The organism is Thiobacillus sp., assembly GCF_024708915.1.
In genome coordinates this window covers 1-9,958 of the sequence record NZ_JANJXQ010000187.1, presented here as the reverse complement: position 1 = coordinate 9,958, position 9,958 = coordinate 1, and the positions used below count along the sequence as shown (strand labels likewise).

At 66.7% G+C, this 9,958-nt stretch carries 8 protein-coding genes; all 8 read right to left on the bottom strand.

Features of this window, described 5'->3' with window-relative positions; all coding sequences use genetic code 11:
• Window positions 1-258 precede the first annotated feature (258 nt).
• Complete coding sequence (locus Q0L94_RS12890) at window positions 259-2,160, bottom strand: ATP-binding cassette domain-containing protein (RefSeq protein ID WP_296753815.1); 1,902 nt, start codon at window positions 2,158-2,160, stop codon at window positions 259-261.
• Window positions 2,161-2,190: 30 nt separating this feature from the next.
• Window positions 2,191-2,901 carry a 5-oxoprolinase subunit PxpA gene (gene pxpA, locus Q0L94_RS12885; RefSeq protein ID WP_296753814.1) on the bottom strand — a complete coding sequence of 237 codons (711 nt, stop codon included), beginning with the start codon at window positions 2,899-2,901 and terminating at the stop codon, window positions 2,191-2,193.
• Window positions 2,898-3,803 (bottom strand): biotin-dependent carboxyltransferase family protein, encoded by a 906-nt coding sequence (locus tag Q0L94_RS12880; protein ID WP_296753812.1) that lies wholly within the window; start codon window positions 3,801-3,803, stop codon window positions 2,898-2,900. The genes pxpA and Q0L94_RS12880 overlap by 4 nt, the downstream gene beginning before the upstream one ends.
• A complete protein-coding gene (pxpB, locus tag Q0L94_RS12875; RefSeq protein WP_296753811.1) occupies window positions 3,800-4,393 on the bottom strand; it encodes a 5-oxoprolinase subunit PxpB in 594 nt (197 codons plus the stop codon). The genes Q0L94_RS12880 and pxpB overlap by 4 nt, the downstream gene beginning before the upstream one ends.
• Window positions 4,394-4,658: 265 nt before the next feature.
• The gene (locus Q0L94_RS12870; protein WP_296753809.1) at window positions 4,659-6,299 is read right to left on the bottom strand and encodes a DEAD/DEAH box helicase; all 1,641 of its coding nucleotides are present in this window, start codon (window positions 6,297-6,299) and stop codon (window positions 4,659-4,661) included.
• Between the two features lie 328 nt (window positions 6,300-6,627).
• Window positions 6,628-8,394, bottom strand: a complete 1,767-nt coding sequence (locus tag Q0L94_RS12865) for an ABC transporter ATP-binding protein (protein WP_296753808.1) — start codon at window positions 8,392-8,394, stop codon at window positions 6,628-6,630.
• 75 nt (window positions 8,395-8,469) lie between these two features.
• Window positions 8,470-9,810, bottom strand: a complete 1,341-nt coding sequence (mnmE, locus tag Q0L94_RS12860; protein ID WP_296753806.1) for a tRNA uridine-5-carboxymethylaminomethyl(34) synthesis GTPase MnmE — start codon at window positions 9,808-9,810, stop codon at window positions 8,470-8,472.
• The coding region (locus Q0L94_RS12855) for a YidC/Oxa1 family membrane protein insertase (protein ID WP_296753817.1) at window positions 9,782-9,958 on the bottom strand (177 nt) is incomplete at its 5' end. The genes Q0L94_RS12855 and mnmE, both read right to left, overlap by 29 nt.

Sequence of the window (9,958 nt, the reverse complement as noted above, 5' to 3'; positions counted from 1 at the left end):
GCGCATTGCCGACGAGCTGAGGCTGGAGCGCGCACGCGCACGCGCGGCCGAGTCTGGAGCCGAGATGCTCGCAGCGCTGCAGAAGGGCGGCGAGGCCTCGGTGCCGGCCTGGCCGCCACCGACGACGATGACATCGAAGGGCTCGGGGAATTTCATGGGCGCCATTCTACCCGTTGCCGGCTTCCGTTTCACGTGGCCATGTTCCACGTGAAACATGGCCACGCGAACCCCTAACCCGCGGGTGCCGGCACCCGCCGCTCAGCTGGCAGCCGCCTTGGCCTCCAGCGCCTCCCAGCGCGCCAGCGCAGCGAGCAGTTCGGCCTCGATGGCTTCGCTGCGGGCGTGCAGAACAGCGGCCTCCTGCGGGTTGGCCTGATACAGCGCGGGGTCGGCCAGCCGTTCGGCGATCTGCGCCTGTTCGGTTTCCAGTTCGGCGATCTGCGCCGGAAGGGCGTCGAGTTCGCGCGCCTCCTTGTAGCTGAGTCTGCTTTTGGGTTCGGGTTTCGCCGCCCCGGGCTGCGCCGCGGCCTTGGGGCTTGCCGCCCGCGTGGGGTCGGGTGCGCGCTGCTGTTGCTTCCATGCCTGCCAGTCGGCATAGCCGCCGACGATCTCGGTCAGCCGGCCCTCGCCCTCGAACACGATCGACTGGGTGACGACGTTGTCGAGGAACGCGCGATCGTGCGAGACGATGATCACCGTGCCGCTGTAGTCCTGCAGCAACTGCTCCAGCAACTCCAGGGTGTCGATGTCGAGATCGTTGGTCGGCTCGTCCAGCACCAGGAGGTTGGCCGGGCGCGCGAACAGCCGCGCCAGCAACAGCCGGTTGCGCTCGCCGCCGGACAGCGCCGAGACCTTGGCGCGCGCCCGTTCGGCGGGGAACAGGAAGTCTTCCAGGTAGCTGATGACGTGTTTTTTCTGCCCGCCGATTTCCACGTAGTCGGAGCCGGGCGAGATGGTGTCGATCAGCGTCGCCTCGTCGTTCAGCTGGTTGCGGAACTGGTCGAAGTAGGCCACTTCGAGCTTGGTGCCCTGCTTGATCCAGCCGGATTGCGGCTTCAGTTCGCCGAGGATGAGACGAATCAGTGTGGTCTTGCCGGCGCCATTGGGGCCGAGCAGGCCGAGCTTGTCGCCACGCAGGATGGTAGCGGAAAAGTCACGGATGAGGACGCGGCTGTCGTAGCCGTAGCCGACATGATCGAGTTCGGCCACCACCTTGCCGGAACGATCGCCGGTGTCGAGCTGGAACCCCACCTGACCGGCATGGGCGATGCGCGCCTCGCGGGTACGGCGCAGCGCCTCCAGCCGTCTTACCCGGCCTTCGTTGCGGGTGCGGCGCGCCTCGACTCCCTTGCGGATCCAGGCCTCCTCCTGCTTCCAGAATTTGTCGAACTTGCGGTTGTGCACCGCCTCAACCTCAAGCTGCTCGGCCTTCTTGGCCTGGTAGGCGCTGAAATTGCCCTGGTATTCGCGCAACTGGCCGCGATCGAGCTCGACGATGCGATTGGCGACGTTGTCCAGGAAGCGCCGGTCGTGAGTGATGAAAAGCAGCGCACCGCGATAGTCGTTGAGCAGGGTTTCCAGCCACTCGATGGCGGAAAAATCCAGGTGGTTGGTCGGTTCGTCCAGCAGCAGCAGTTCGGGCTCGGCCACCAGTGCGCGCGCCAGCGCCACGCGTTTTTTCAGGCCGCCGGACAGCTTTTCCACCGCCGCCTCGGCATCCAGACTGAGGCGCTGCAGGGTTTCTTCCACCCGGCTGTTGAGCCGCCAGGCATCGGCCACCTCCAGATCATGCGACAAGCGTTCGAAATCGGCGTACACCGTCTCGTCGCCTTCGGCCATGGCATGCGCCACGGCATGGTATTCGGCCAGCAGCGTCTGTGCCGCGCCGATGCCTTCCGCCACGGCTTCGAACACGCTGTGGCCGGGCTGAAACTGCGGCTCCTGCGGCACGTAGGCCAGCTTCAGGCCCGGCGCACGCCAGACTTCGCCGGCATCTGCCTGGCTCTCGCTGGCGATGATTTTCAGCAGACTCGATTTGCCGGTGCCGTTGCGGCCGATCAAGCCGATACGCTCGCCCGCCTCGATCACCAGCGAAGCGCCGTCGAGCAGCGGCCAGTGGCCATAGGCCAGTTCGAGTCGGTCAAAAGTGAGGAGCGGCATGATCAGGCATCAACAAGCGGAGGAGCGGAATTATCCGCGATTGAGCGCGGCATGGACGGCTCGGGCAATTTTTAATGCGCCGGGGGTGTCACTGTGCAGGCAGATCGTGTCCGCTTGCACCCAGATGGTAGCGCCGCTGAACGCGGAAACCGGTTCACCATGTGCAAGCGCATGCGCCTGCTGCGCCGCCAAGTCCGGCGAGGCGATCAAGGCACCCGGGGTTTCACGTGAAACCAGTTGGCCATCGGCCCGGTAACGGCGGTCGGCAAATGCCTCGTTCAACACCGGCAAACCCGCAGCCCGCCCTGCAGCAATCAACTGCGATCCGGACAAGCCCAGCAGTATCAACGCCGGGTCCAGCACCGCCACCCCGCGGGCGATTGCCCGCGCTACCCGTTCATCCTGCGCCGCCGTGTTGTACAGCGCACCGTGCGGTTTGACGTGCGCCAGCCGCAATCCCAGGCGCGCAGCCTGCTCGGCCAGCGTCTCCAGCTGCTGCGTCACCCATGCCGCAATGTCCTCCTCCGACGCGGCCAGCGCCCGGCGGCCAAACCGGGCGCGGTCGGGATAACCCGGATGCGCGCCCACCGCCACGCCGTATTCCGCCGCCAGCTGCAGCGCCGCCGTCATACTGGCGGCGTCGCCGGCATGCCCGCCACAGGCAATCGACACCCGCGCAAGATAGGGCATCAGGCTGGCGTCGTCGCAGCCTTCGCCAATATCGGCATTCAGTTCGATCATGCCAGCGCCTCGATCGCCCATGGTGCAGGCGTCTGCGCCGTCTCTGCCTCGACGGTTGCAAACCGCACCGCATCGCCCGGCCGCAATTGCGCCAGCCGCGGCCAGTCGGCGGCGATCACGGCAGCGATCGCCGGGTAGCCGCCGGTCACCGGACCGTCCCAGCCCAGAATGATCGGTTGGCCGTCGGGCGGAACCTGCACCGTCCCGGGCAACACGCCCTGCGACGGCAATTCAGCCCGGGCATGCGTCACCGCCAGCCCGCTCAGGCGCAGCCCGCGCCGGTCGGATGCGGCAGCCACCCGATAGCTGCCGCAAAAAAATGCCGTCAGTCCGGCATCGTCGAACCAGCCGGCCTGCGGTCCCGCCACCACCCGCAGCGGCGCGTCCAGCGGCGGGACGGGGGGACGGGCGCGCAGCAGATGCATTTCGCCCGCCGGGGTAGCGCATGCCAGCGTATCGCCCGTCCGCAGCGCGCGCCCCAGGTATCCGCCGAACCCGGCCGGCAACAGCGTGCTGCGACTGCCCAGCACGCACGGCACCGCCAGCCCGCCGCGCACCGCCAGCCAGCAGCGGCAACCCGTCTCCGCCCGCTCCAGGCTCAGGACCTCGCCTGCCGCCAGCAACAGGGTTTCGTTCCACGCCGGTGCGCCCCCCTTGCTGCGTGTCGCCACGAAGCGCGCACCGGTAAGCGCCACGACGCCCCCCAGCGGAAACCGCAACGACGGTCCTGCCAGCATGATTTCCAGCCCGGCGGCGGCGTCATCGTTGCCAACCAGCCGGTTGGCCGCCACCAGCGCCGACGGATCGGCCGCGCCGCCTGCGGGCACGCCGAACGCCCCCCAGCCGGGCCGGCCCAGATCCATCACCAGGTCGCACCGGCCGGCGCGCAGCACTTCGATCATCGGGGCACAAAACGCACACGGTCGCCCGGCATCAGCAAGGCGGGCGCATGACGCTGCGGATCGAACAATACGGCTGTGGTGCGGCCGATGATCTGCCAGCCGCCGGGCCCGCCGGCCGGGTAAATGCCCGCGTATGCGCCGCCGATGGCCACGCTCCCCGCCGCCACCCGGAGCCGCGGCGACGCCCGGCGCGGTGCGTGGAGGGCGAAAGGCAGCCCGCGCAAATAGGGAAACCCTGGCTGGAAACCCAGGAAAGCGACGGTGTACTCCACGGCCGCATGGCTATGGATATAGCTGGCTGTATCCATGCCCGCCTGTTCCGCCAGCCGCGGCAAATCCGGCCCGGCGGCTCCCCCATACGCCACCCCGATCTCGTGCAGCTTGCCGCTTGCCGCCGAGGCATACGACAGCGGCGCCGCCAGCGCTGCGCGCAAGTCCGGCGAAACCGCCGCACCGCGCCGCAATATCAGCAGCAAGCTGCCATCCGAGGGAATGACATCTTCAAGCTCCGAAAAATTCTTGGTGCTCAGCATGGCGTAGCATGCCAGCGTTGCCTCCCCCGTCGCCACCCGCAAGCCGCGCTCGCTCATCCAGCGCCACGCCAGGGCCGGTTGAACGGTTTGTCGCTTTGTTTTGGGAAACGTCATTTCGGTGTTTGGCATGATCCGGCGAATGATCCGTGCGATGCGCTACAGGCAATCCCAGCATGTAAACGGCTCGCCTTGCATTATCGCAAACTCGCCCGCCAAAAACGGGCCGCCTATGCAAAAGGAACCCGGCGTCGATCGCGGCATAAAAAAAGGGGGTTTCACGTGAAACCCCCTTGTTGGCTATTGCCGGCAATCGGACTGGCGATCAGTCCTTGAAGCGTCCGCGCACACCGCTGCGGTTGCCGCCGCCACGGTTGTCATTGCCGAAGCTGCGCGGCTGGCCAGGTCGCGCACCGTTGCCGCGATCGCCGTAGCTACGGCTGGCGCCGGCGGATTTGGCCTTCGCCTCGCGCTCGCGTTTTGCCCAGTATTCAACACTGTTGCCGTTGACTTCGGCCTTGGGCGCAGGGGCTGCCGCGCCACGATACGCGTCGTGGCGCGGCGGACGGTCGCCGGTCATACGCGGCACGTCGGACGGGCCGTGCACGGCATTTTCAAAGCGGTTGCCGCGGCCCGGCCGGTCGCCCACGGGACGCGCATCGGCCCGATAGCCACGGTCGCGATTGTCGCGGCTGTCGCCACGCGGCGGGCGGTCGCCGTAGCTGCGGGGTTCGCGCTCGCCAAAGCTGCGCTTGTCGCCGAAGCCGCCGCGCGGACCATTGTTGCTGCGCGGACGGCCCGCAGCGGGCCGTCCGGACGCCGGTTTCTGGGTCGGCTCCAGTCCCGGCAGGGTGTGCACCTCGATGCGGTTGCCGGTGTAGCGCTCGATGTTCTTCACCAGTCCGCCTTCGCGCATGCCGGCAAAGCTCACTGCGATACCGGTGCGGCCGGCGCGCCCGGTACGGCCGATGCGGTGGACGTAATCCTCGGCCTGACGCGGCAGGTCGAAGTTGATGACGTGGCTGATACCCGCCACGTCGATGCCACGTGCGGCGACGTCGGTGGCGACCAGCACCTTGGTGCGGCCTTCACGCAGACGCTGCAGCGCACGGTTACGCTGGCCCTGCTGCATGTCGCCGTGCAGCGCGTCGGAAGCAAATCCGCTGTCGGCCAAGAGGTCGGAGATTTCCTCGGTGCTGCGCTTGGTCGAGGCGAATACGATCGCCTGGGTCATCTCCACATCGCGCAGCAGTGCGTCGAGCAGACGGTTTTTGTGATCCATGTTGTCGGCAAACAAGAGGCGCTGCTCGATCTTGGATTCCTTCTGGGGCACCGCTTCGATCTCGATGCGCTGCGCGTCGCGGGTCAATTCGCGCGCCAGGTTGCCCACCACGCCGTCGAGCGTGGCCGAGAACAGCAGGGTCTGGCGCTCGGCCGGGCAACGCGCGGCAATGGCTTTGATGTCGTCGACAAAACCCATGTCCAGCATACGGTCGGCTTCGTCCAGCACCAGCACTTCCAGGCGCGAGAAGTCGATCTTGCCACGCTCCAGATGGTCGATCAGGCGGCCGGGGGTCGCCACCACCACGTCGACCGGCTGCGACAGGCGCTTCAACTGCAGGCCGTAGGGCGCGCCGCCGACCAGGCAGGCGGTGCGGAAACGGCGCAGATCCTTGCCATAGGTCATGGCGGATTTCTCGACCTGCAGCGCGAGTTCGCGCGTCGGGGTCAGCACCAGCACGCGCGGGCCCATGCTCTTGACCGTCGGCTCGGCCTGCAGACGCTGGATCGACGGCAGCAGAAATGCCGCCGTCTTGCCGCTGCCGGTATGCGACGACACCAGCAGGTCGCCGCCGGTCAGCGCGGCGGGAATCGCCAGCATCTGGACGGGGGTGGCGTTTTCATAGCCCGCAGCCAGCACGGATTTAAGGATGAGGGGATCAAGCCCCAGTTCGGAAAAGCTCATGGCAAACCCTTTTTCAGTGCGCTCAAACGCGCAAAACAAACCTGCGCCCGGTACTGAACCAGACAGGTCAGAAATACGAACCGGAAATAAGCGGCGTTTGGAATGGATGAATTCCTGACCGCCCAACGGGTCGCGTCGATCACATCGGCGCCAACCACAAGACTTGTCACTGCCGGCTGCGGAAACCAACCGGCGGCACAAAAGAGAGGTCGAAGACGATGGGGCTGTGAGAACAGTCCCGAGGCACGGCGGCAAAAGCCAGATCTGCCCACTGCTGTATGCACAACTCGACGGAGTGTATCAGAAAACGCTGATTTTCCCGAGCGTTCTATGCGTGATGGTAAAGCTTGTGATACAGCCCGCCGCGCCCGATCAACTCATCGTGGCCGCCCTCTTCCACCACCCGGCCGTTTTCGAACACCAGGATGCGGTCAGCCTGCCGTACGGCGGACAGCCGATGGGCGATGATGAGGGTGGTGCGTCCGCTCAGAAATCCGCTCAGCGCCTGGTGCAAGCGTCGCTCGGTATCGGTGTCGAGCGCAGAGGTGGCTTCGTCGAGGATGACGATCTGGGGTTTGGCGACGATCATGCGCGCAATCGCCAGGCGTTGCCGCTGCCCGCCGGACAGGCGCACGCCCTGCCGTCCCACCACCGTATCCAGCGCATGCGGCAGCGCGGCGATGGCGTCCTTCAGCTGGGCGATCTCCAGCGCCTGCCACAGCGCGGCGTCGCCGGCTTCGCGCCCCAGGGTCAGATTGGCGCGCACGCTGTCGTTGAACAGCACCGGGTGCTGCAGCACCACGCCGACATGCTCGCGCACGGTTTCCCAGCCGATCTCGGTAACCGCCGTGCCGCCATACAGGATCCGCCCGGCGCGGACCGGATACAGTCCCAGCAAGGCCTGCACCAGAGTCGACTTGCCGCCGCCGGAGGCCCCCACCAGCGCCACCTTTTCGCCCGCCGCCACCGTGAGGCTGACGTCGTCCAGCACCGTCTCGCCATCCGCATAGGCGAAACTGACATGGTCGAGCGCAATGCCGACCGTGGGCTGGCCGGCGAACGGATCGCGCAGCGCGGGGTGCTGCGGTTCGCCGTGCAGGCCGAGCAGGGCATTGATCCGTCCCAGCGCGGCATTGGCGGCAAACCACGCGTACTGCATGTTCACCAGTTCCTGCACCGGGGTCATCATGAACCACAGGTAGCCGAACACCGCCAGCATCTCGCCGATGGAGAGGTCGGAAAACACCACCATCAACATCGCGCCGGCACGGAAGGCATCGAAGCCGGTGAGGAAAACGAAGAAGGAAATCCGGCTCATCGCATCCGACTTCCAGGCAAACGCCGCCGCGTGCTGGCGGATGTCGGCCGCCTTTGCGGTCACCCGCGCCAGATAATACTTTTCGCGGTTCATCGCACGAATCTGCGTCAAGGCATCGAGCGTCTCGGACAGCGTTTCCTGAAACACCTCGAAGGCGCGGTTCTCGTGCTTTTTCAGATCCTTCACCCGCTTGCCGAGCCGGACGGAAAACAGGATCACGACCGGATTCAGCAGCAGAATGAACAACGCCAGCTGCCAGTGCATCCAGAACAGCACGGCCGCCACCCCCACCAGCGTCAGCACCGACACGACCAAACCCGAAATCGACGAGCCAAGAAAGCTGTCGATGGCGTTGAGATCGGTCACGAAATGCGAGGTGACCCGGCCGGCACCCACCGTCTCGAATTCCGACAGCGCAATGCGCGACAGCCGGGAGAGCATCCGCACCCGGATGCGGTACACGACGTCCTTGGCCAGCAGCGAAAACGTCCGTCCCTGCCATACGTTGAGCAGGATCGATATCAGCCGCAGCCCCACCGTCAGCAGCAGCGCCATGCCGATGAACAGCAGCGGGCCGTGCCAGGCGGCCGGAAACCACGCGCCGAAGGCGGCGACCATCTTGCCCGGGTGATGCAGCAGCACTTCGTCCACCATCAACGGCAGCAGCAGCGGCACCGGCACCGCCGCCACCACCGCCAGCAAGGCAACGAGGTTGCCCTGCAGCAGCCGCGCACGGTGGGTTTTGAGTTCGTCGGCGATACCACGCCAGGTCAGCATGACGGGCCATCCTGAGGGAAGGAACACGTTTCAAGCATAAGCGCTGGCGCAGCCCGCTAAAAGACCCGGGGGCGCTTACTTGCCGATGCAGAATTTGCTGAAGATTTCGCCCAGCAAATCGTCGGCGGTGAATTCGCCGGTGATATCCGACAGGGCGGCCTGCGCCAACCGCAGTTCTTCGGCCAACAGTTCCAGTTGCGTGGCCGCCTGGCGTGCGGCTGTCAGGTGCGCGGCGCCGCGGGCAAGCGCATCCAGATGCCGCGCGCGCGCCATGAACGCGCCTTCGCCTGCCGACTGCCAGCCCGCCGCCTCGAGCAGCTTGCCGCGCAGCAGTTCGACGCCGGCTCCGGTTTTGGCGGAAAGCCAGACCTCGTCGTCCGCCGCGCGCGGCGCCTCGGCGCTTACGTCGATCTTGTTGTGGATGGTCAGCCGCGCCACCTCGGGCAGGCGCGCCAGAATCGCCGCCTCGCGTTCGCCCAGGCCATGCGCCGCATCCACCAGCAGCAGCGCCACGTCGGCTTTTGCCACGGCGGCCCAGGTACGGGCAATGCCGAGTTGCTCCAGCGGATCGTCGGTATCGCGCAGGCCTGCCGTGTCGACGATGTGCAGCGGCACTCCGCGAATCTGGATCGCTTCGCGCACCGTGTCGCGGGTGGTGCCGGCGATGTCGGTGACGATCGCCGCCTCGAATCCGGCCAGCTGGTTCAGGAGGCTCGACTTGCCGACATTCGGCTGGCCAATCAGCACCACCGTCACGCCTTCGCGCAGCAGCGCGCCCTGTTTCGCCTGCGCGCGCACCGCGGCGAGGCTGGCGTCGATTCGGTCGAGGCGGCCGAAGGCATCCGCCTGCTGCAGAAAATCGATTTCTTCTTCGGGAAAGTCGAGCGTGGCTTCCACCAGCATGCGCAGGCGGATGAGCGCCTCGACCAGTTCGGCTATCCGCGCGGAAAACGCGCCCGAAAGCGAACGCATGGCCGAGCGCGCCGCCTCGGCCGAGGCGGCATCGATCAGGTCGGCCACCGCCTCGGCCTGCGCCAGATCGAGCTTGCCGTTGAGGTAGGCGCGCCGGGTGAATTCGCCCGGCCCGGCCAGCCGCGCGCCGAGTTCAATGCAGCGCTGCAGGATCAGATCGAGCACCGCCGGTCCGCCGTGCCCCTGCAGCTCCAGCACGTGCTCGCCGGTAAACGAATGCGGCGCGGCAAAATAAAGCGCGATGCCCTCGTCGATCACCCCGCCGCCGCCATCGACGAAACGCGCGAAGGTCGCGTGCCGCGCTTCCGGCACGCGCCCGAGAACCGCTGCGGCAAGCGAGGCGACCTCCGCCCCCGACACCCGCACCACCCCCACCCCGCCGCGGCCGGGCGCGGTGGCGATGGCGGCGATCAGGTCAGGCTTTGCCGGAGGCCGTTTTGCCACCGCCCTCGACCTGCTTGTTGATCGCCCACTGCTGTGCGATCGACAGGATGTTGTTGACGACCCAGTACAGCACCAGGCCCGCCGGGAAGAACACGAACATCACGGTAAACGCCACCGGCATGATCATCATGATCTTGGCCTGCATCGG

Excerpts from the sequence above, each read along its gene's own strand:
- Q0L94_RS12865 (WP_296753808.1), bottom strand. The coding sequence starts at position 8,394 with ATGCTGACCTGGCGTGGTATCGCCGACGAACTCAAAACCCACCGTGCG.
- Q0L94_RS12880 (WP_296753812.1), bottom strand. The coding sequence starts at position 3,803 with ATGATCGAAGTGCTGCGCGCCGGCCGGTGCGACCTGGTGATGGATCTG.
- pxpB (WP_296753811.1), bottom strand. The coding sequence starts at position 4,393 with ATGAGCGAGCGCGGCTTGCGGGTGGCGACGGGGGAGGCAACGCTGGCA.
- pxpA (WP_296753814.1), bottom strand. The coding sequence starts at position 2,901 with ATGATCGAACTGAATGCCGATATTGGCGAAGGCTGCGACGACGCCAGC.
- Q0L94_RS12890 (WP_296753815.1), bottom strand. The coding sequence starts at position 2,160 with ATGCCGCTCCTCACTTTTGACCGACTCGAACTGGCCTATGGCCACTGG.
- Q0L94_RS12870 (WP_296753809.1), bottom strand. The coding sequence starts at position 6,299 with ATGAGCTTTTCCGAACTGGGGCTTGATCCCCTCATCCTTAAATCCGTG.